Here is a 21,684-nt window from a genome sequence, read left to right on the forward strand (position 1 = left end):
TTCTAATCACTGCAGCTGCTCAGAAAGTTCCATCCACTCTTCTTCAAGATCGCTAGTTTCTTGCGCATTCTGCTGCAATTCTTCGTTAAGAGCTTGAAGACCTACGAAGTCACTTGGATCGTGAGAAGCCATTTGAGACTCAATATTTGATTTTTGATCTTCAAGTTTTGTAAGTTTTCGCTCAATTGCTGCCACGCGTCTTGTGGCATCGTGATAGGCTTTGCCGGTAAGTTTGGGCTCAATTACTGTACTTTCTGAACTTTCTTTAGTTGTAGAATTTGCAGCACTCGAAGCATTCGCAGTACTTGAAGCGCCAACAGTACCAGTAGTACCACTACTATTTTCGTGATCGCGTTGCAATTTTTCTACAATTTGCAAATACTCGTCTACACCGCCAGGAAGATGACGGATTTTGCCGTCAATAAGCGCAAACTGCTGGTCAGTTACGCGCTCAAGCAAGTAGCGATCGTGCGAAACCACAATCAGCGTGCCAGGCCACGTGTCAAGCAAATCTTCCATAACAGCGAGCATATCGGTGTCAAGATCGTTTCCAGGCTCGTCCATAATCAGCACATTTGGCTCGTTTAGAAGAATCAAAAGCAGTTGCATGCGTCGCTTTTGACCGCCCGAAAGATCCGCAATCGGCGTCATAAGCTGCTCAGGCTTAAAACCAAGACGCTCCATAAGCTGACCGGGAGTAACTTCTTTCCCGTCAATAATGTAGCTCGGTTTATAGCGGCTTAAAACTTCCTTAACCTTATATTTTCCAAGCTTTTCAAGCTCTTCAAGGCGCTGCGAAAGCACAGCAAATTTTACAGTTTTGCCAATGTTTACGCGGCCAACCGTAGGTTTTAGCGAACCGTCAATAATGCTTAATAGCGTTGATTTTCCAGCACCGTTTGCGCCAACAATTCCGAAACGATCTCCAGGGCCGATTAGCCATGTTGCATCGTCGAGAATCATGCGGCCGGTAATAGTTTTTCGTTCTGCTGCAGCAGTTTCCGGATTTTCTTCAGAAAGATTTTCTTGATTTTCGTCGACTGCAATCGTAACGCTTCCTACGTGAGTTGGTTGCGCAAAAGCAGATTCTACAATGTCAACTTTATTTGATTTTTCTGAAGTAGCAGCGCTTTCTGCAATATCTGGATCAATATTTTTTAGCTGATTAGCATCGTCAAAAATTTGCGTAACATCAATCAAATCAACAACTTGCTTGCCAAGACGAGAAGTTGCCATTTTCTTTAATTCCAAAGTATCGCGCATTGGAGGCACGTCTGCAATAAGCTCGCGAGCCTGCTTTACGTGGAACTTCTGCTTAGTAGAACGCGCACGAGCACCGCGCGAAAGCCACGCCAACTCTTTTCTGGCCAAATTTCTGCGACGCTCCTCGCGCACATCAGCCTGACGCTCCCTTTCAACTCGCTGAAGCATGTACGCGCTGTAGCCGCCTTCAAACGGATCTATTACGCCGTCGTGAACTTCCCACATCGAAGTGCAAACCTCATCTAAGAACCAGCGATCGTGAGTCACAATTAAAAGAGCACCCTGGCCGTCCTGCCAGCGGTGAAGAAGATGCTCTGCAAGCCAGTGAATTGTCACAACATCCAAATGGTTCGTAGGCTCATCCAAAGCCAAAATATCCCAGTCATGAAGAAGCAATCTTGCCAAATCAGCTCGCCTGCGCTGACCGCCAGAAAGCGTACCAACTTTTGCTTCCAAATTGATTCCGCCAAGAAGAGCTTCCACGATTTCGCGAGAGCGCGGGTCTGCAGCCCACTCGTAATCCTCGCGATTTTCCAAAGCAGCCTTACGCACAGTTGCGTTATCATCTAAAGGATCGCGCTGGTCTAGCATGCCAAAAGTAAGCCCTCCGCGCTTAGTTACGCGACCGGAATCAGGCTGCATTTTACCGGCAAGCATTCGAAGTAGCGTTGACTTTCCGTCGCCATTTCGACCAACAATACCAATCCTGTCGCCTTCAAAAACACCTTGAGTTACATCAGTAAAAATCGTTTTTGTAGCAAACTCTAGCGAAACTCGTTCTAATCCCAAATCATACGTAGGCATAATGCATAAATATAGCTGCAGACTTCTACGAACAGATTTAATCTAACTTAATCTAAAAGCGTGCGTGTTGGCAATGTGGACTATAATAGTACTGTTATGAAGACTCAAAATAATCAAGAAAATCAGCACGATACGAAGAGTGCGCATAAAGCAAGTGGAGTTTTAAGATTAGACGACGGAGAGGCTCGCTCTGGGGATCCAACTCAGGAGCTTTTAGACGCTTTAGGCACAACTATTTCGCCGGATCTTTTGGTAGAAGCGCTTACGCATCGCTCGTTTTCGCACGAGCATCCAGGTACGCGAAATTATGAGCGACTTGAGTTTTTGGGAGATGCTGTTTTAGAGCTCGTATCTACAGAAACGCTATTTTCTGCGCATCCAGACATGACTGAAGGTCAACTTGCGAAGATGCGAGCGAAAGCTGTGTCTGAATGGGCGCTTTCTGCTGTTGCGCGCGAAAAGCTGCATGTTGGACCATATATTCTGCTCGGCCGCGGCGAAATGGAGCAGGGCGGAAATAATAAAGATTCGATTCTTTGCGATATTGTTGAGGCGCTTATTGGCGCAACTTTTGTTGAACACGGTATTGATGAGGCGCGCGCTGTTGTGCATCGTTTGATTGATGACACTTTGGCGGAAGTTTTGACCGAAGGTCCAGCACTTGATTGGAAGACTTCACTTACGGTTAAGGCGCACGATATGGGCTTGGAAGATCCGGAGTATCGTATGGCTGTTTCTGGACCTGAATATGCTCCAGTTTTTGAGGCGCGCGCAGTTCTTGCACACAAGGACGGCGACGAAGTTCTTGGCGTTGGAAGCGGATCTAGCAAACGTAAAGCGCAACTTGCGGCTGCAGAAGTCGCTTGGCACGCGCTCGACGCGCGTAAGTAACACCCAACCTCACAGCCATATAAACTAAAACAATACGAAAGAAAAAAAGAAAACCCTGCCACCCGTCGATGGCAGGGTTTTTCAATACAACCTAGTTGTTGTGCGCCGAGCGAATAGCTTCGCGGTACACACGACCGCGGAAGGTTCCGCAGGATGGGCAAGCCATGTGTGGGAATGCCTCAGAACCGCAGTTCGGGCAAGTCACAGTCTGCACGGCAGACGCCTTCCAATTAGCGCGACGCGAATGCGTATTAGCACGCGAGGTCTTGTATTTAGGCAGTGCCATAGTTTTTCCTCTATTTCGTTCAAACGATTGAGCTTAAGCGTTCTGTATATTACAGCACGCACCGTACAATTGCGTAATTTGCTCGCAATCTAGCGCGGCATAAACTACTCACGCGAGTAAAATTAATGCCGTTTTTCAGCATTCTCAAGTTGCGCTTTTAATCCTTCCAAAGCCGCGAATCGAATATCAGTAACATCGTGATGATGCTCCGGATGCTCGTTAAGATTTTCGCCACACTGAGAGCAAAGTCCGCGGCAATCTGGCTCACACAACGGCTGCAAAGGAAGCTCGCTTACCATCGTGTCGCGAATAAGCGCCTCAATATCAGCAAAATCGCCGCCACCAACCAGCGGATACACGTTTCCCGACTCGTCATTATCTTCCCAAATTTGAGATTCGTCTTCGTCAACATCTTTGCGATTCTTGCGATTATCCGCATGTTGCGAGCGCTCATCTACATAAGGGAAGAAAACGCACACATCTACTTTCCAATCACGACGAAGCGGCATCAAGCAACGCGTGCACTCGGCGTGCACTGGAGCTGTAATACTTCCCTGGAACATTAGGCCGTCAACAACAGCATCAAAGTCACCATCAACATGCACATCGCTGCCTGGCTTTACACCAATAACGTAATCTCCAATGCCTTCCGGAGCTGGAAATACGCGGTGTAACGCCATGCTGCTACCAGCGCGCGCAGCCATTTGCGCTACTGGAATCGCCCATGGTGATTGGGAAGGATGCGAAGTCATTTAATCATTCCTTTCGTCTTCGTCGTTATTATCGTATAAAGATTCTTTAATCTCGTCTTGTGCTCGCTTTGCAGACCTGCGTCGCTCTTCCAACACTCTGCGACCAGCTTGCACGTCTTGTTCCAACTTATCGAGCTGCGTCTTTAAGCCTTCCATAACATTAGCGCAATACTGATCTGCACCCTGGGTAAGCTTGTCTGACTTAGCTTGAGCAGTATCGAGAATATCGCGAGCTTTCTGCTTTGCCAAAGCTGTAACGTTTTCTTGACCTGCCAAGAATTGCGCACGCTCCTGAGCTTCTTCAATAATTTCTGCAGACTGCGACTGAGCAGAAGAAACAATGGAATTTGCTTGAGCTTGAGCCGTGCGCAAGCGTCGTTCCGCTTCACGCATTAATGCAGACGCGCGTTCCAACTGAACTGGGAGCATATCTTTCAAACGAGCTAACTGATCAACAAATTCGTCGCGATCAATTTTTACCATTCCAGCAGCAAATAACACGTTTTTTGCTTCCGAAAGCGTTGTTTCCATGGAGTCAATAATGTCGTAAACAGTAGTAAATTCTGCACGACTCTTTGAACGTACTTCTTCACTTACTTTAGTTGTTTGCGCAGCTAAAGGAGCTTCATCTTCTTCAAAATCTATTGCACCACCGTCTTCACGCTCTCGCAAATCCGGTAGAGGAAAAGCAGAAAATGCCGATGCTGCAGAAGCTTTTTTGTCACTTTTATCTTTACTTGCCTTATCTGCTGCAACGTCACGAACATCATTCGCATCAGAAACATTTCCAACTGCTGCAACAGATGAAGTTTCTGTGTTATCAGCATCTAAATCAACTAGTAAATCACCTTTAGGAAGATTCTGCTCTTCAGCAGCTGTTGTATTTATAACCTCATCTTGTGCATCTTCTTCGTCGGCAAGAATAGGATGAAGCGGAAGTTTTGCGTTATCTTCAGCGCGATTGTCCTCTGCTTGCTCGCTCACAATGCTGGATAATCCAGAGGTTTCAGTGTTAAGTTCATCTTTATTTGTCATTTCTACTCTCCTGTCTCAATTGTTCAGCGTAACTGAATTATTGTTTTGATCTGACGATTGTTCAGCAAAAAGCTTTTGTAATAAGGGTATTACGTTATCTGGAACCATGCCAGTAACATTTCCTCCGTGACGCGCAACGTCTTTAACTACGGAGCTTGAAACATGCTCAAGTATTGGATCTGCCGGCAAGAAAAGCGTTTCAATTCCAGCTAATTTGCGATTCACTAAAGCCATTCCAAGTTCAGCTTCATAGTCGCCGTTTTGACGCAAGCCTTTGACGATTGCCGTTGCACCTACTTTTTTGCAATAGTCGGTGATTAAGCCTGTTGTTGAGGAAACAACTATTTTTCCTGCGTTATTGCAGGAACAAGTATCAGCGCTAGTATCAGCGCAATTACTATGCGTATTACGCAAATTTTTCACAGCTTCGCGAATAATCTGCACACGCTCAGACTCTGAAAACAACGGTGTTTTTGCGGCGTTCACCGCAACAAGCACGTGTACTTCATCAAATAGATGCGTACAGCGTTGTATTACGTCTAAATGGCCGGCAGTGACTGGATCATACGAGCCGGGGCACACAGCTATAGTCATGCTTTTAGATTATCACCCACATAGCTCATAGTGAAACGCATACAACAATACAGTGCGGAAGTTTTCGTGCGTTTGTTGCAATAATGCTTTATGCTAGTTAATACTGACGTTTGATTGAGTCTGATTGAATTTAGTTTGATTAGGTTTGATTAGGTTTGATTTTATTAGATTTAGTCAGGCATGATTATAGAAAGGGATGCGCAATGCTTTCAACGTTATTAGCAGATAGCACACTTAATGCAATTATGGAAGCCGATTCGCAATCCTCTAATCCAGATTCCGGTTCAGGTACATCTACTTCCGTACTTGAGCGTCCGGAAGTAGATGAAGATGCTCGTTTAGACGACGGTGGAAATGCGGACCGATTTGCACACTACGTTTCTAAAGATCGCGTTGAAGAGTCGCGCTTAACAGGGCGACCGGTAGTCGCGTTATGCGGAAAAGTGTGGATTCCTCGCCACGAAGCAAACGACTATCCGGTATGCCCTGAGTGCAAGCGCATTTATGACGAAATGGGCAAGCTCAACTTCTAGCAATCAGCGCTACTAGTAAACGATACTAGCAAACTACTAACAAACTCTGCTGCTAAGCTGCTTTTCGCAAATGCGCAATTTATAAAACGCGTACTTCAGTTGGGATTGCAGGATCTCCACGCATCAAACTTTGCGCAGCCAACGGCAATCGGCTTAAAGCAGAAGCACAATAATCCTGGGCGCGCATAATCGCATCGTGACCCATAAACTGTTCGTCAGCTTCACCATCAACCATGTAATCAACCAGCAGATTCTCCCACGAATCCTCAGGCTTAAACTGAGCGAGTGCAACTTCCGAACCGGAAATCACGCGTTCGCAATCTGCCACTCCGCAAGAATCACTGCTGTAATCGTATGAACGATACGCCAACTTACGTCCAGGCACAGTCGCTTTATTCTTAGACCTCTTAGCAACAGGCTGCATTACACCGTCCGCTCCTTCGCGCTCAGTAAGCTTATAAACCATTGCGCAAGTAGGAGCGCCAGAGCCGGTTACAAGCATTGTGCCGATGCCGTAAGAATCCACAGGAGCGGTTTGTAAGGAAGCCAAAGCATACTCGTCCAAATCATTCGTCACTGTAATCTTTGTGTTTTTAGCACCCAACTCGTCAAGCTGATTTCTAACGCGACGAGCCAAAGCGCACAAATCTCCAGAATCAATACGAATTCCGCCAAGATCAGGTCCCGCAACTTCCACGGCTGTCTTTACAGCTTCCTCAATATTGTATGTGTCAACAAGAAGCGTAGTGCCTTTGCCGAGAGCTGCAATTTGAGAAGTAAAAGCGTCGCGCTCAGTGTCGTGAACAAGAGTGAAGCAGTGAGCCGCGGTACCAATTGCCTTCAATCCGTAAAGTTTCGCCGCAAGCAGGTTTGCAGTTCCCTTAAAACCGCCAATTACAGCGGCGCGAGACGCAGCAACTGCAGAATATTCGTTCGTACGACGGCCGCCCATATCCATGCAAGGACGTCCTGCGGAGGCAGAAACCATGCGAGCTGCGGCAGACGCAACCGCGCAATCGTAATTAAGAACAGAAAGCAGCAAAGTTTCAAGCAAAGTACATTCACCAAAAGTGCCTTCTACCTGCAAAATTGGCGAATTCGGGAAGAACATCTCCCCCTCACGATAACCGGAAATTTTACCGTGGAATCGGAAATTTTCCAGCCATTTAATAGTTTCAGCGCTAACAATTTTACGATCACTTAAGAAACGCAAATCATCTTCCGAAAGATGGAATTTTTGCAGCTCTTCCAAAATGCGACCCGTTCCGGCAACAACGCCATAGCGACGACCCTGAGGCAAATGGCGAGTAAAAATTTCAAAAACGCACTTACGATTTGCAGTGCCGTCCTTAAGAGCAGCGTCAAGCATAGTGTATTCATACATGTCCGTCATAAGAGCAGATGAAATCTCAGCCATGATATTCCTTTCAGTAACGAACAAAATAAAAACAGCTAGGTAATAGATTGGTTCAATAAAGCTAAATCTAAAACCAAATCGCAATAATTGTATCGCTAACTAAAGAGCCTGGGCACGAAATGCAACTTCTCAAGTCGCTCTGAGTATGAAGAAGCATTTATAATGGCAATTATGCTTAATAAGACTTTGAATGAAGAGACTGCAAAACTTAGTGAAGCCGCGCAAAACTTGCGCTTATACAACACAGCTTCACACAAAACAAGCGTGTTTAAGCCTGCAAAACCTGGGCAAGTTGGCATGTATGTTTGCGGCGCTACAGTGCAAAGCTCACCGCATATTGGACACATTCGCGCGGCAATCGCATTCGACGTAGTACGCCGATGGATGTTGCGTCTTGGCTACAAAGTTACGTTCGTTAGAAACGTCACAGACATTGACGACAAAATCATGAAAAAAGCTAGCGAAGCCGGACAAACTTGGTGGGAGCGCGCATACATTTATGAGCGCGAATTTACTGAAGCTTACAACACTTTGGGAGTTTTGCCACCAACGGTTGAGCCGCGCGCTACCGGCCATATTACGGATATGGTTGAGCTGATTGAGCGCTTAATTGAACGCGGTCACGCATATGTTATTAAAGACAGCGCCGGGAATCCTACTGGAAACGTCTATTTTGATGTGCCAAGCTGGGAGCATTACGGTGAGCTTACGCACCAAAATCAAAATCGTAATGAAATTGATGGTGACGAAGCTTCCGCAATTGCAGACGAAAAAGGCCCAAGTGTTGACTCAGCAGGAAACGATATTTACAACCCAACCGACCCCGCAGACGCTTCCCCAGACAAGCACGACCCTAGGGATTTTGCGCTTTGGAAAGCACCTTGCGATTTCGACCAGCCGGATGCGCGCTGGAAAACACCTTTTGGCGAAGGACGCCCAGGTTGGCATATTGAATGCTCGGCTATGAGCCACCGCTATCTTGGCGACGATTTTGATATTCACGGCGGCGGATTAGATTTGCGATTCCCACATCACGAAAACGAGATGGCACAAACAACTGCCGCAGGCTGGAAAAGCGCAAATGTGTGGATGCATTCCGCGTGGGTTACAGCCAAGGGTGAAAAAATGTCTAAATCTTTAGGAAATGGCCTCTCCGTACCAGTTGTTTTAGCGAATAATTCAGCTTGGGTTGTGCGTTACGCACTTGGAGCCGTGCAATACCGCGCAATGTTGGAATGGTCCGACCAGGCTTTAGTAGAAGCAAAATCTGCTTACGATCGCATTACAAACTTCCTTGAGCGAGCTGGCAGATTGCTTGAAAATACGCCAACTCGAGAAGAAGTGCAATCTGTAGATGCAGACTTGCTTCCGGAAGATTTTACGCGCGCAATGAACGACGATATTAACGTCTCTGGCGCAAACGCGGCAATCTTTACAGCAATCCGTCAAGGTAATGCAATTCTTGACGACTGCGCACAAGCACAAAACAGTAGCACGCAAAAACTGCTATATACAGCCGTTTTACAAGTGCGCGCTATGCTAGACGCGCTTGGATTGGACCCTTATGCAGATCCTTGGACTTCTAACGCAAATAAATCTTCTGCAACCGGAGCAAACGGAGAAAGCAGTAAGGAATGCGCGGCTTTGGACGCTTTAATCGCTTTGCAGCTTCAGGCTAGAGCAGATGCTAGAAAGGCAAAAGATTTTTCTACAGCAGACGCAATTAGAGATGCACTGAATAACGCCGGAATCGTAATTGAAGACGGCGCTAAAGGATCTTCGTGGCATTTGCAGTAAAAACATCAACCAAACAACCACAAAGCTAAACGGATATACAAATACACAGCTACACAACCACACAACCACACAGCTACACAACGTTAGTAACAGCGGGTAGAATAGGAAAATTATGGCAGCATTTAGTTCGTTAACAGACCGCCTTTCTAGTGCTTTCAAGCATTTGCGTAGTAAAGGCAAGCTTTCAGAATCGGATATTGACGGCACAATCCGCGAGATTCGCCGTGCGCTTCTTGATGCCGACGTTGCTCTCGAAGTTGTACGCTCCTTTACAGCGCAGATTCGCGAGCGCGCTCTTGGCGAAGAAGTGTCTAAAGCGCTTAACCCTGCTCAGCAAGTTGTGAAAATTGTTAACGACGAGTTGACTAAAGTGCTTGGCTCTGGAGTTGATAGGCCACTTAATTTTGCGAAATACCCGCCTACTGTGATTATGCTTGCCGGTTTGCAAGGCGCTGGTAAGACTACTCTTGCCGGAAAACTTGGCTACTGGCTTAAAGATTCCGGACACACTCCTTTGCTTGTGGCTGCAGATTTGCAACGTCCTAACGCTGTTACGCAGCTGCAGGTTGTTGGCGAACGCGCGGGAGTTCCTGTTTTTGCGCCTGAAAAGGGCGTACAAAATGGCGGAAATGCAATTTCTTTGCCATGGTTTACTAAAGGCGATCCTGTTAAAGTTGCTCGCGATTCTATTGATTATGCGCGCGAAAAAATGTACGACACTGTGATTATTGATACCGCAGGTCGTTTGGGCGTGGATGAGGATTTGATGAAGCAGGCGCGCAATATTCGCGATGCTGTAAATCCTCAGGAAGTGCTGTTTGTTATTGACGCGATGATTGGCCAGGACGCTGTTCGCACAGCTCAGGCTTTTAACGACGGCGTTAACTTTACTGGCGTTGTACTTTCTAAGCTCGACGGCGATGCTCGAGGCGGTGCTGCACTTTCGGTAGCAAGCGTTACTGGAAAGCCAATTTTGTTCGCTTCTACAGGCGAAGGTTTGAAGGATTTTGAGATTTTCCATCCGGACCGAATGGCTTCCAGAATCCTAGATATGGGCGATATTTTAACGCTTATTGAGCATGCTCAGAAGCAGTTCGACGAGGAAGAATCGCGCAAGGCTGCCGAAAAGATTGCTGAAGGAAGCTTTGGTTTAGACGACTTTTTGGAGCAGCTTCAGCAGGTTCGTAAGCTTGGTTCAATGAAGAAGCTTTTGGGAATGATGCCAGGAATGGCCGCTCACCGCCAGGAGCTTGAACAGTTTGACGATAAGGAAATCGACCGCACTGAGGCAATTATTCGCTCTATGACTCCGGCTGAGCGCAGGGACACGAAGATTATTGATGGATCTCGCCGCGCGCGAATTGCGGCTGGTGCTGGCGTGAGTGTTTCTAAGGTTAACGCGCTTTTGCAACGCTTTGAGCAGGCCGCCAAAATGATGAAGCGTATGAGTGGCGGCACTGGAATGCCTGGAATGGGTGGTATTCCTGGATTTGGCGGCCCTGGCGGAAAGTCGAAGCGCAAGGATAAAAAGTCGAAGAAGAAGGGCGGAAAGTCTGGAAATCCAATGCGCCGCGAGGCTGAGGAGCGCGCGTTGCGTGAGCGACTTTCTGGAGAATCTTCCGGAAGCGAAAGTAACGACGTTGCTGGCTCCGCTTTTGCAAAGCCACAGCAGCCAAATCTGCAGAATCTTCCTGAAGGCTTACAAGAGCTTATGAATTCGGAAAATTCGAATCAAGATAATCAACTTCCACCTAACTTTGGCGGCGGATTAGCCGGATTATTCGGGAAATAAGCGGTTATTCGGAAGATGAGTTTTGTATTAGCAATTCTGTGGGTTATATTTGCGGCGCTTCTTTGCTGGCAGTTGCTTCGGTGGCTGCCGGCGGGCGCGGATAAATATAACCCACTTCCGTATATTATTGCGCTTCTTTCGCTTTCGACTTATGTTGTAGGAGCGCTGCTTTTATTCAGTATTTTCGCTACAGAATGGCAAGTGCTGTACGCATCTAAAAATCCGCAATCGTATAATTTCGCTCAATCTTACGCATATTTATGCATTGCTTACGCGGTACTATTTTTGATTTCACTTAAGTCATATACGCCGTACTGGTTTGGAAGATTTAGAAGCGCGCGAAAACAAACGCCGGAAAATTACCAGGAAATCCGCGTAATGACACTAAATTGCAGATACGGAAAAGCAAACGCATCTCAAATAATCGAAACTGCGAAAAAATACAACGTAAACACGTTACTTTTACAAGAATTAAGCGAATCCTTAGTAAAAAATCTTGAAAAACTAGGTATTTACGAAATTTTTCCGACTTCTTGCGTAGGTAGCAAAAGCGAGCACAATAACGGCGGATTCAACGCGATTTTTACACAATATTCCGCGATTTCTACTTGCAATAATGCCATAAAAATTGAGGCAGCAAGCGTGCCGAGCGTTACAACTTGCTTAGATTTTGGCGCGTCTACAAACGTTTTCGTAAACTTTGCTTCCGCACACCCAAAGTCGCCTATGCGCGGGTGCAAAGCTTGGAGCGAGGGAATCCGCTCGTTGGCAAATCTTGTGAAAATTTCAAAAAGTACTGAAAATACAAGCACTGCAGAAACGTGCGAATTATCTACCCTAACAATTCTTACAGGAGATTTGAACTCCACAATCGATCACCCAAGTTTTCGTTCGCTTTTAAAATCCGGATTTTTAGACGCTTCTATTTGTCTTGGAAAGCGCCTAAAAACTTGGCCTACTTGGCTTAAATGGCCAAATCTTACTCTTGATCACATTCTATTTTGCGCAAAAAATTTGCACGCCGAAGCCGTGTGGCAAAAAAACGCCGTAATAGACGGCACTGATCACCTTGCATACATCGCATCAATCGCCCTATATACGCTGGAATAAAAACGTCCAAGCGCGCAGGCATAATGGATAAGTTATTCGCGTGAATCGGCGCCCTCTTCCCGACCACGTGAGGAACATGTGGAAGCTCGTAAGGAGTGCCCCACACCCGAACGAAATTCCACGACTCTAGTTATAAGGAGAGCCATTTTGGCAACCAAGATTCGTCTTAAGCGACTCGGCAAGAAGTTCTATGCCTTCTACCGCGTAGTCATTTCTGATTCGCGCAACAAGCGCAACGGCAAGTCCATTGAAGAGATCGGCGTTTACGATCCAAACAAGCAGCCATCTATGATTCAGATTGATTCTGAGCGCGCACAGTACTGGCTTGGTGTTGGCGCACAGCCAACCGAACCAGTGTTGAAGCTTTTGAAGATTACCGGCGACTGGCAGAAGTTCAAGGGTCTTGACGGTGCTGAAGGTACTTTGAAGACTTCCGAAGCTGGCCCAGATGCACAGGCTCGCGTTGAGGCTGTTGAAGCTGAAGCTCAGAAGTTGAAGGCTGCTAAGTCTGAAGCCGCTGCTAAGGCTCAGGCTGCAGCAGAAGCTGCTGCAAACGAAGCTGAAGAAGCTCCAGCTGAAGCACCAGCAGAGGCCGCCGAAGCTGCCGAAGCCGAGGAAAAGGCTGAGTAATCATGCTGGCTCAAGCTGTGGAACATCTCATTAAAAACATCGTGGATTTTCCAGATGATGTGTCGGTGCGTTCTCACGAAAACGCTCGCGGCGAACTGCTGCGCGTGCGCGTGAATCCTGAAGACATTGGCCGTGTAATCGGCCGAAACGGTCGTACTGCTAATGCTATTCGCATTGTTGTGCAAGCCTTAAGCAATCACAATGTGCGCGTAGACATTATGGACGTACGTAAGTGAGATGAACGTGGCCTTAGACCAACAATCTTTTGACAACCCTCAGCAAAGTCGTAATGACCTGCTGAGGGTTTGTCGTATCGGAAAAGCCCAAGGTTTAAAGGGTGAAGTGACTGTACAAGTCTTTACCGACGAACCTTACGAGCGTTTCGAACCTGGAAACGTGTTATGCACTGCCGACGGCACGCGCGAGTTTGTTATTGAGAACGCAAGAACGTTCAAAAATCGTTGGATTTTACTATTCGAAGAATCACAAAATCGCAACGACGCTGAAGCTCTTAATGGCATTGAATTGTATGTGCCTGCGGAAGATGCGCAAGAGCTTGCTGCCGAAAATGCTTGGTATATTAAGGATTTGGTCGGTTTGCAAGCGCGTCTTTGCAATGAAAATCAGCTTGGGCTTCCGGCTGAGACTATTGGAAAAGTTGTGGATGTGCTCGATGGCGCGCAATCTCTGCTAAAAATCCGATTAAATAATCCGATTGACGACGATAATAAGACTGCGCTTGTGCCATTTGTTGAGGCGCTTGTGCCGGAGGTTGACGTCGATGAAGGGTATTTGACTATTGACCCTCCAGGCGGCTTAATTCCAGGTCTTTCGCAATAGAGTGCATTATGATGGACATCGATATTGTTTCCGTATTCCCAGAGTATTTTCAAATGCTCGATCTGAGCCTACTTGGCAAGGCGCAAAATAACGGCTTACTTAAGATTCACGCGCACAATTTGCGAAAGTGGACTCACGACGTGCATCAATCAGTTGATGACACTCCTGTTGGCGGCGGCGCCGGGATGGTTATGAAGCCGGAAGTTTGGGCTGAATGCTTAGACGAGCTGCTAAATCTGCCGAATCAGAAAAATGCGCAGGATTCTCAAAATACGCAGAATCTACCAATTCTTATTTTCCCAAACCCTTCTGCCCCACTATTTACGCAAAAAGATGCAACGGAATTAAGTCACGCTAATCATTTGCTATTTGGATGCGGAAGATATGAGGGTTACGACGCTAGAATTCCGGAATATTACCGCGCAAAAGGCATCGACGTGCGCGAATATTCGATTGGTGACTACGTGCTTAACGGCGGCGAAGTGGCAGTAAGCGTTATGCTTGAGGCGATTACACGCCTAATTCCAGGGTTTATGGGCAATCCTGAGTCGATTGTTGAAGAGTCGTATACTGGTGCGGACGCGCTTTTGGAACATCATCAATACACGCGTCCAACTACTTGGCGCGGTATAAGCGTTCCGGAAGTTCTGACTTCTGGAAATCATGCGAAGGTAGACAGATTCCGCCGAGACGAAGCGATTTCGCGTACTAGCGAAATTCGGCCTGATTTGATTGAAAAATTGGACTGCCACAAACTAGATAAAGCGGATCGAAAAACACTCATGGCTCTCGGATGGGAAGTTTCATGCGATCATCCGCGCAAAAACTTATGAAAAATAAGATTAGTCGCGAGAAGGCTGAATAAACAAAACAGAAGTTTCACCGTAATTGCGCGTGTCAAACAGCTCCCAACCCTCAGGAACCGCGGGAGCTACGCTACGCGCGCTGCGTTCAAGCACAATCAGCGTGTCGGCCGCAACGCTAGCAACGCCGCTAGAAATCATCGAAGCCAATAAACTTTCACAATCCGCAGTTTCGTAAGCATAAGGCGGATCAATAAAAATAAGTTCGAACGCTTCCCCACTATAATCTGCAACGAACTGCTCCGCACGCTTGCGAATCACCCTCATAGAAAGCGCAGAATCCCAAGACTTTGAACTCTGCAGTACTTTCAACGTACGAAGTATAAGAGCCGCTGCTTGCGAATTTGCTTCAACAGACACAAGCTCGCGCGCGCCACGAGATAGCGCCTCAATTCCTAACGCACCTGTGCCGGCAAATAAATCAAGAACGCGAGCATTGTGCATAACATCCCACGAATCAAGGCGCGAAAAAATTGCCTCCTTCGTGCGATCTGTGGTCGGCCGCGTGCAAGATTGCGCCGAAGTGAGAGGCAGAGATTTAAAACGTCCCGCAATAATATGCATACTTCTAGCTTAGCTGTAACCTCAAACGCAAACAAACGCCGCGCATTTTCCTGCAAATGTTCCTGTAGCTTTGCAGTATTGCGCTGCTTACGTTGAGTATTTATTGCTTAAAAGAACACTAGCATCATTGCTACTGCACACATCACGCCAAGCACACATACAACACACCAACCCACAGTTTGTTTTGCGACTTCAGTATACGAATACCAGTGTGGTAGAGATTTGAGATTTTTCGCACCGAGCGAGGCGAACGTCAGAGCCGAAGGCTGCTGATTCGTCGAGCGAAGAAGAAAAATCGAAAAATCTCTGCGATTAGCACGGTTATTAACGAATTAGCATGCAGAGTTTGGTGGATTTATTTACGAGCACTAAAAGAGGACTGAGAAGCTACATTCTTTAAGAAAGGCGAACACGCTAAACTCTTTTAACAGCCAGAGCGCCCGAAGGACGGGACGTGCGAGGAGAGAAATCCACCAAAACTCGCGCCACATTAAGCAAGCGCGAAAGCAGGTCGTCACGCAACAACAAACGCCGGAGAAAATTCCCCGGCGTTTGCAGTCAAAAACAACCCTACTTAATTTACTTATTTACTTCTTCAGGATTCGGAATCAAGAAGGAGCAAACAAACGCAAGTGCAAGCAACACAATGCCCGCAACCATCGAAGCCATGTATCCGCCTGTTGCACCATTAGTTCCTGCAACATTCGTCATCACAGCGTAGAGAATTGCAAAGCTCAAACCGGCACCCAAGTTAAACGCTCCAGCATTCATGCCTGGCAAATAGCCTGGATTATCTTTTGGAGAAAGCACAATACCAAGTCCGTTAAGCATAATGTTGGCAATACCAGCGTAGCTTACGCCCATAGCGAGCGAAAGCACCACAAGAGCCCACACAGAAGGCACTCCAGCAACGTAAATGCCAAAAAGCACACCAACCATGCTCAGCAAAATACCCACACGAAGCACCAAACGGTATCCAAACTTTGCGGCCAAAATACCAGCAATAGGTCCGAACAGGAATCCAATAATTGCGTAAGGGGTAAGCGTTGCAAAGCTCACAACATCAGCTCCCAAATGTGCACCAGCCTTCGCATCCTGCGCAAGCTGCGGCACAACGCCGTTCATCAAAGCGAATACGCCAGTCATCGTCAAAAGCGTGCAAGAAAGAAGACCCCACGTACGACGCTGCTTCATGTAATGCGTAGAAACAAGCGGAGCTGCACTATTGCCCTCAATCTTCCAGAACACAACGAAGAACACAACAGCCACAACCACGAGTCCTGCAATCATAGTCAAGTTTGCAGAAGCAAGCTTATCAATCTCATTAATTGCAAGGTATGCTGCCAAGAACGCAATGCCAAGGGTTATAACGCCAAGCCAATCCATTCGCGGCGTTTCTTCAGCGTGAGATTCATCCGCAGCAAGAATAACCATAACAACTGCAACAACAGCAATACCTGCCATAGTCCAAAAGACGGAACGGAATCCATAATTGCCAGCAAGCCATCCGCCAAGAAGGGCATCAACGCCTGCAATACCGCCGTTTACGGAAGTTAAGATTGCCATCAACCTTGCGTAACGCTTTTCTTCCGTCACGCGAACGCGCAACATAATCAAGCACATTGGAACCACAGGACCAGACGCACCTTGCAAAATACGGCCAATCATCAAAATATTCACGTCTGGAGCGAGAGCTGAAACAACGCAACCTAAAATCGTAGAAATTAAAATGCCAATAAGCACCTTTTTACGACCAACTAAATCAGCTAATCGCGGCAAAAACAGCGAGAACAAAGCTGCTGCGGTGAAGAATACCGTTTGAGTTAAGCCGATTTGCGTATCGGTTGTGTGAAGCTCTTTCGTCATCGTTGCCAATGCAGGAGACAGCATTGAAGCGTTAAGCTGGAATGCAAAAATTGCCACAAGAAGCGCCGTCATTAGCGCTACAATTGAGCGGCCGCCTTTATCTAACATGGAAGGCGCTGGAGATGAAACCTCAGTCATAATAACCTCGTATCAAAATTTGATAATACTTGGAAAATATCCGCAATAATTCTAGTACAATTAGCCAATACGCTTAAGCGCGTCGACAATCAAATCCCAGAATTTATCAAAATCAAGCTTCGTAGCAACCTGAGTATGGCACTCTTCAGCCGAAGGCTCAGGTCCGCGCAAATCCGCAACTGTCATACCAAGCGTCAAATCACCCTTAATTTCAACGTCAAGTGGGCAGCGACGAGTTTGAACAACACTGTGATCAATCAAATACGCAATCGTGCAAGGATCGTGCACAGGCGGATCAATAAAGTCCTGATTATTCTGGTATGCCTTGCGGAAGAAGTCCATTAAACCGCTAGCAAACGCCGCAAGAGGCGTTCCGACTGCGTCAATCTTTGCTTGAGCTTCCGGCGTGCAAAGAGCCTGATGCGTTAAATCAAGGCCAACCATTGTAATAGGCCACGCCTCGTTAAACACAACATGCGCAGCTTCCGGATCCGTCTTAATATTAAACTCCGCAACCGCGCTCCAATTTCCAACGTGGTACCCGCCGCCCATAAGCACGACTTCCTTAACGCGGCTAACAATTCGCGGCTCCATGCGCACAGCCATAGCAATATTCGTAAGCGGGCCGGTTGGAACAAGAGTAATCGTGCCAGGCTCGTGGCTCATAATCGTGTCAATAATCCAATTTACAGCATGGCCTTCGTCCAATGGGCGCGTCGGTTCCGGAAGAGTTACGCCGTCCAAACCTGTTTCGCCATGGACTGCAGCCGCAACTTCCAGCGGACGAATCATAGGGCGATCGCAGCCTGCGTGCACAGGAATATTAGTAGCATGCGCCATTTCCAGCGTTGCGCGCGCATTATACGTGACTTTTTCGAGACTTTGGTTGCCGCCAACAGTTGTTACGCCAATCAAATCGATATTCGGATTGCCAAGTGCTAACAAAATAGCCATGGCATCATCATGACCAGGATCGCAATCCAGGATTATGGAAGTCATTATTACTCCTTTGTAAACTGATTCATTTTTTCAAGTGCGACACTATAAGTCACATAACATTTGTTTATACACGTAAACAAATGACCAAAAATAAGTATAGCAGGACAACGCTTTATTGCAATAAAATTTCTGCACAATACAAAAGTGACATAAACTACTCACAGCTGAGTCGTTTCGGTCGGGATCGCAAGAAATCTGACGCAAACGGCATGAAAAAAGGGCTTCTAGCGATTTGCTAGAAGCCCTGCTTGCGGATGAGGCGAGATTCGAACTCGCGGTAGGTTTCCCTACAACGGTTTTCAAGACCGTCTCCTTAGACCGCTCGGACACCCATCCAATCTGCGAAGAAACGCAATAAACAATTAACACGCTTCAACGCACAAGGGTTAAGCATATCATCACGCTTGGAACGCGACTATCACGCTTCCCACTTCGTAGGCTCAATAACTTCCTTACCGCCCATATAAGCCTGCATTGCCTTTGGAATATCAATCGAACCGTCTTCATGCTGATGATTTTCCAAAATAGCCACAAGCCAGCGAGTAGTAGCCAAAGTACCGTTCAAAGTGCTTACTGGTCGAGTTCCGCCATCTTCCATGCGTTCGCGCACATTCAAGCGACGAGCCTGATACTCAGTGCAATTAGAAGTAGAAGTAAGCTCGCGATAACGGCCTTGCGTTGGAACCCAAGCTTCGCAATCAAACTTACGAGCAGCAGAAGAGCCAAGGTCGCCAGCAGCAGTATCAATAATGCGGTAAGGTACTTCCACCTTAGCCAGCATTTCCTGCTCCATGCCAAGCAACTTCTGATGCTCAGCGCGCGAATCTTCCTGCTTGCAGTAAACAAACATTTCAACCTTGTCGAATTGATGCACGCGAATAATTCCGGAAGTATCCTTACCAGCAGCGCCAGCCTCACGACGATAGCAGCTAGACCAGCCGCAGTAACGCAAAGCGCCGTTGCTTAAGTCAAGAATCTCATCCTCATGCATACCAGCCAAAGCAACTTCAGAAGTTCCAACCAAATACTGATCATCTGGCTCGCGAAGGCGGTAAATCTCGTCCGCGTGAGAATTCAAGAAGCCAGTTCCGCGCATAACTTCCGGACGCACAAGCGTTGGAGTAATCGCAAGCGTAAAACCGTGCTCTTCTGCTTGGTCTACAGCCATAGTAAGCATTGCGATTTGCAAGCGAGCCACAGCACCACGCAAGAAGTAGAAGCGAGAGCCTGCAACCTTTACACCGCGACGCATATCAATTCCAGCAACGCCGGTTCCAAGAGTTAAATGATCCTTTGGCTCGAAACCTTCAGCCGCAAAATCGCGAGGAGTACCAACCTTCTTAACAACCACGTAGTCGTCTTCGCCGCCTTCTGGAGCCTCATCTTCAACGATGTTAGAAAGCTTCCACATTGCGGTTGTGTAGTCGGCAGTAGCTTTTTCGGATTCAACCTTATACTCAGCCACCTTTTGAGCCAATTCCTTAGTTTCGGCAATAAGCGCAGCTTTTTCTTCCGCAGGAGCAGAAGCAACCTTCTTACCAATCGCCTTCTGCTCAGCGCGAGCAGCTTCAAAAGCCTTAAGAGCATCACGGCGCAAATCGTCATTGCGCAACACTTCATCGACGAGTTCAACGGACTCACCACGCTTGCGCTGCGATTCCTTAACTACGTCTGCATGTTCACGAATAAATTGAATATCAAGCATGCACTCTAGCCTAGTGCCGCAAGGCGACAGATAAATATACAGGCAAGTATGCAGATAAATATACAGATAAGTATGCAATAAATACATGGGGTATACTTATATAAACAGACTAAAGATAGGAGAAAAAATGGCAGTTATTCACGCAAGCCAGGAAGATTTTATGTCTATTATTAAGTCTAACGAAATCGTTTTCGTTGACTTTTGGGCAACATGGTGCGGTCCGTGCCGTTCATTTGGTCCAATTTTTGAATCTGTAAGCAATAATCATCCAGATATTGCTTTTGTTAAAATCGACATTGACGAAAATCAGCAAATAGCAGAAGAAGCAGAAATCCATTCTATTCCAACTATTCAGGTCATAAAAAATGGTGGATTGGTTTGGAATCACCAAGGTGCTATAACTGCTAACGAATTAGAGTTGGTAGTTTCAAAAGCAAAAGAACTTGTAACGGACGACGATTCAGAAGACTGAAATTAATAAACGTTGAAATAGCGCCCTTCTCTTTACGTGCTACTAGAATATTAATAACTTTGGTTATTTGCCAACTTGGTTATTCGCAGTCAAGCTCTCGATTGTGCTATTTATTTTGATTGCGTTTACTCAACAAAGGGAGATTTATGGCCACCAGTCACCGCAAGCATACCGTTACGCTTAGTTCGCTCAGTTTACGTCAGTGGGCTAAGTTTGGTGCGATTATTGTGAGCTCCGTATCTTTGGTGGCACTCGGCTTTACTTCCCGCGGCTTTTACACTTCATCTAAAGAGCACGCAGCACCTGTCACTTCGTATTCTGCAACTGATTCCACGCAAGTTTCTCGTGGCGCTGCTCGAGATGTTTTCACTAAAAGCGCAACTTCATATATAAACGTTGTTATAAACGGACATCATCGCACGATTTTAGGCACTAATTTTACCGACGTAAAATCAGTTTTAGACGCTGGCGATATTACTCTTGAACCGCACGATGTTGTAACGCCTTCACTTAACACAAAAGTTGACGAATCAACCGTTATTACAATCAATCGCGCCGGAGCAAAGCTCGAAACTTCCGACGATCCGATTGCTTTTAACGTTGTGAAAAAAGAAACAGCAGCTCTTCCAAAAGGTACTGAAAAAGTGCAAAGCCAGGGCGCTGACGGCGTTATGGAAACAGCAAAAATAGTTACGCGCACAAAAGGTAAAGTTGTTTCTTCCAACGTTTTTGCTTCCTACGTAAAGAAAGCTCCAAAAGACAAGGTTATTCTTGTTGGAACTGGTGGCGCTTCGGCAAATCTTGGATTAGCTGCTTCTATTGGGACTACAGTTCCAGCTGGCGAAATGCAGCAATGGGCTCACGACTGGCTTATTTCCAACGGTTATAGCGAAGCAGACTTTACAGCTACAGTGTTCATTATTTCTCATGAATCAGGCTGGAGAGTAAATGCTATGAATCCTTCTGGAGCTTACGGCTTGCCTCAAGCTTTGCCGGGCGGAAAGATGGCTTCTGCGGGTGCTGACTGGGCCACGAATTACCAGACTCAGCTTCGCTGGTTCTGGAATTACTGCAACGGCCGCTACGGTTCTATTCAGGGAGCTTATCAGCACTGGCTTTCCTACCGCAGCTACTGATTTAAGCAATTTTAATTTTTGAACATACTTTGCACTAAAACAAGTCGGTTCCGCAAGTCGGTTACGCAAGTCGGTTCCGCAAGGCAGTCACGCAAGTCGGTTTTTACGCTAACTGTGTAATCTGACTACGTACTCTTGTTTAGCGCGTTGATTTTACACGTTGGTTTTACACGCTTTCTAGCTTTAGAACAGAAAAG

General features: G+C 46.7%; 21 protein-coding genes and 1 tRNA gene. 11 read left to right on the plus strand and 11 right to left on the minus strand.

All coding sequences use genetic code 11. The features are described from left to right. Positions 1-6: 6 nt before the first annotated feature. Positions 7-2,067 (minus strand): ABC-F family ATP-binding cassette domain-containing protein, encoded by a 2,061-nt coding sequence (locus tag HXT33_RS04770; protein ID WP_421786779.1) that lies wholly within the window; start codon positions 2,065-2,067, stop codon positions 7-9. A gap of 96 nt (positions 2,068-2,163) precedes the next feature. On the opposite strand from HXT33_RS04770, the gene rnc reads away from it, so the two are divergent. After that, the gene (rnc, locus tag HXT33_RS04775; protein WP_419388855.1) at positions 2,164-2,958 is read left to right on the plus strand and encodes a ribonuclease III; all 795 of its coding nucleotides are present in this window, start codon (positions 2,164-2,166) and stop codon (positions 2,956-2,958) included. Positions 2,959-3,049: 91 nt separating this feature from the next. Here rnc and rpmF read toward each other — a convergent pair whose 3' ends face one another. The 4 genes from rpmF to coaD form a co-directional block, all read right to left on the minus strand. Further along, positions 3,050-3,244: a 50S ribosomal protein L32 gene (rpmF, locus tag HXT33_RS04780; RefSeq protein WP_004127492.1), complete on the minus strand. Its 195-nt coding sequence runs from the start codon at positions 3,242-3,244 to the stop codon at positions 3,050-3,052. A gap of 122 nt (positions 3,245-3,366) precedes the next feature. Then, positions 3,367-3,996 carry a YceD family protein gene (locus HXT33_RS04785; RefSeq protein ID WP_308581841.1) on the minus strand — a complete coding sequence of 210 codons (630 nt, stop codon included), beginning with the start codon at positions 3,994-3,996 and terminating at the stop codon, positions 3,367-3,369. Further along, positions 3,997-5,031, minus strand: a complete 1,035-nt coding sequence (locus tag HXT33_RS04790) for a hypothetical protein (protein ID WP_421786781.1) — start codon at positions 5,029-5,031, stop codon at positions 3,997-3,999. A 15-nt stretch (positions 5,032-5,046) separates the two neighbouring features. Next, positions 5,047-5,625 (minus strand): pantetheine-phosphate adenylyltransferase, encoded by a 579-nt coding sequence (coaD, locus tag HXT33_RS04795; RefSeq protein ID WP_421776031.1) that lies wholly within the window; start codon positions 5,623-5,625, stop codon positions 5,047-5,049. Between the two features lie 203 nt (positions 5,626-5,828). Between coaD and HXT33_RS04800 the strand changes: the two genes are divergently transcribed. Further along, the gene (locus HXT33_RS04800; RefSeq protein ID WP_004135497.1) at positions 5,829-6,158 is read left to right on the plus strand and encodes a DUF3039 domain-containing protein; all 330 of its coding nucleotides are present in this window, start codon (positions 5,829-5,831) and stop codon (positions 6,156-6,158) included. 79 nt (positions 6,159-6,237) lie between these two features. Here HXT33_RS04800 and HXT33_RS04805 read toward each other — a convergent pair whose 3' ends face one another. Then, positions 6,238-7,575, minus strand: a complete 1,338-nt coding sequence (locus HXT33_RS04805) for a nicotinate phosphoribosyltransferase (RefSeq protein WP_116794195.1) — start codon at positions 7,573-7,575, stop codon at positions 6,238-6,240. A gap of 171 nt (positions 7,576-7,746) precedes the next feature. Between HXT33_RS04805 and cysS the strand changes: the two genes are divergently transcribed. The 7 genes from cysS (at position 7,747) to trmD (ending at position 14,577) form a co-directional block, all read left to right on the plus strand. Next, positions 7,747-9,372, plus strand: coding sequence for a cysteine--tRNA ligase (gene cysS / locus HXT33_RS04810; protein WP_375169557.1), 1,626 nt, complete (start codon positions 7,747-7,749; stop codon positions 9,370-9,372). Positions 9,373-9,484: 112 nt separating this feature from the next. Beyond that, the gene (ffh, locus tag HXT33_RS04815; protein ID WP_004136878.1) at positions 9,485-11,164 is read left to right on the plus strand and encodes a signal recognition particle protein; all 1,680 of its coding nucleotides are present in this window, start codon (positions 9,485-9,487) and stop codon (positions 11,162-11,164) included. A gap of 15 nt (positions 11,165-11,179) precedes the next feature. Then, positions 11,180-12,274, plus strand: a complete 1,095-nt coding sequence (locus tag HXT33_RS04820) for an endonuclease/exonuclease/phosphatase family protein (protein WP_421786784.1) — start codon at positions 11,180-11,182, stop codon at positions 12,272-12,274. 147 nt (positions 12,275-12,421) lie between these two features. Continuing rightward, complete coding sequence (rpsP, locus tag HXT33_RS04825; RefSeq protein WP_004127517.1) at positions 12,422-12,904, plus strand: 30S ribosomal protein S16; 483 nt, start codon at positions 12,422-12,424, stop codon at positions 12,902-12,904. Positions 12,905-12,906: 2 nt separating this feature from the next. Further along, positions 12,907-13,140, plus strand: a complete 234-nt coding sequence (locus HXT33_RS04830) for an RNA-binding protein (RefSeq protein ID WP_004105376.1) — start codon at positions 12,907-12,909, stop codon at positions 13,138-13,140. Between the two features lies 1 nt (position 13,141). Beyond that, positions 13,142-13,744 carry a ribosome maturation factor RimM gene (gene rimM, locus HXT33_RS04835; protein WP_415690103.1) on the plus strand — a complete coding sequence of 201 codons (603 nt, stop codon included), beginning with the start codon at positions 13,142-13,144 and terminating at the stop codon, positions 13,742-13,744. 11 nt (positions 13,745-13,755) lie between these two features. Next, entirely contained in the window at positions 13,756-14,577 is an 822-nt protein-coding gene (trmD, locus tag HXT33_RS04840; protein ID WP_421787603.1) for a tRNA (guanosine(37)-N1)-methyltransferase TrmD, read from the plus strand. 9 nt (positions 14,578-14,586) lie between these two features. On the opposite strand, the gene rsmD is transcribed toward trmD, so the two are convergent. The 5 genes from rsmD to serS form a co-directional block, all read right to left on the minus strand. After that, positions 14,587-15,171 (minus strand): 16S rRNA (guanine(966)-N(2))-methyltransferase RsmD, encoded by a 585-nt coding sequence (gene rsmD / locus HXT33_RS04845; protein WP_421786786.1) that lies wholly within the window; start codon positions 15,169-15,171, stop codon positions 14,587-14,589. 579 nt (positions 15,172-15,750) lie between these two features. Further along, a complete protein-coding gene (locus HXT33_RS04850; protein ID WP_421786788.1) occupies positions 15,751-17,175 on the minus strand; it encodes an MFS transporter in 1,425 nt (474 codons plus the stop codon). Between the two features lie 60 nt (positions 17,176-17,235). Beyond that, complete coding sequence (locus HXT33_RS04855; RefSeq protein ID WP_004136865.1) at positions 17,236-18,174, minus strand: nucleoside hydrolase; 939 nt, start codon at positions 18,172-18,174, stop codon at positions 17,236-17,238. A gap of 251 nt (positions 18,175-18,425) precedes the next feature. Continuing rightward, positions 18,426-18,510: transfer RNA gene (locus tag HXT33_RS04860), tRNA-Ser, on the minus strand. A gap of 82 nt (positions 18,511-18,592) precedes the next feature. After that, a complete protein-coding gene (gene serS, locus HXT33_RS04865) occupies positions 18,593-19,879 on the minus strand; it encodes a serine--tRNA ligase (RefSeq protein WP_004127549.1) in 1,287 nt (428 codons plus the stop codon). A 127-nt stretch (positions 19,880-20,006) separates the two neighbouring features. On the opposite strand from serS, the gene trxA reads away from it, so the two are divergent. Both trxA and HXT33_RS04875 read left to right on the plus strand, forming a co-directional pair. Continuing rightward, entirely contained in the window at positions 20,007-20,351 is a 345-nt protein-coding gene (trxA, locus tag HXT33_RS04870) for a thioredoxin (protein WP_004127552.1), read from the plus strand. A 146-nt stretch (positions 20,352-20,497) separates the two neighbouring features. Then, on the plus strand, positions 20,498-21,487 hold the full coding sequence (locus HXT33_RS04875; protein WP_004136863.1) for a G5 domain-containing protein: 990 nt from the start codon (positions 20,498-20,500) through the stop codon (positions 21,485-21,487). Positions 21,488-21,684: the final 197 nt, after the last annotated feature.

This window comes from Gardnerella sp. DNF00753, from assembly GCF_049244275.1.
Lineage (GTDB): Bacteria > Actinomycetota > Actinomycetes > Actinomycetales > Bifidobacteriaceae > Bifidobacterium > Bifidobacterium greenwoodii.